This is a genomic window from Gilvimarinus gilvus (assembly GCF_030518155.1).
Lineage (GTDB): Bacteria > Pseudomonadota > Gammaproteobacteria > Pseudomonadales > Cellvibrionaceae > Gilvimarinus > Gilvimarinus gilvus.
Map to the genome: position 1 here is coordinate 1 of NZ_JAULRU010000424.1, position 496 is coordinate 496.

At 48.6% G+C, this 496-nt stretch carries 1 protein-coding gene; it reads right to left on the reverse strand.

Going from position 1 to position 496, the window contains the following annotated elements:
- Window positions 1-496, reverse strand: a 496-nt coding sequence (locus QWI17_RS08320) for an OprD family outer membrane porin (protein ID WP_302722060.1), incomplete at both ends; no start/stop codon positions are given.

Here is a 496-nt window from a genome sequence, read left to right on the forward strand (position 1 = left end):
TTGCGGAGCATAGCCATTGAAAACGGGGAACCCATCGTCACCAAGCATGCGCTGGTAGGCAATTGTGAATGTATGACCTCCTTTTTTCAGGGCAGTCATGACGCCATATGCCTGGTTGTCGATTTCCCCGTAAAGCGCCGCGCCATCTTCGGTGTTATGGTAATAGCGAAGATCAGTCTTCAGGCTATATCCATCCCCGAATGGAAGAACATGAGCTAATCCGAGATAATTTTGCTTATAGATGTCTTCCAGCTGGCCGTAAAAGTATGTTGCGGAAAGCGATTTACTTAGCTCGTAAGTTCCGCCCGCAAAATTTAGGCCGTCACTGCGGGCTACCCGACCACTCCCGGTCATTAAGTAAATCTTTTCTCTGTTAGATGACTCGCGTGATGCGATCTCAGTGATCCTGCCTGCGGTAACACTAAGACCGTCAATCTCTTTAGATTCAATGAGAGCGCCTTGGTAGGTGGTCACTAATTGGCGCGAGTCATCAATG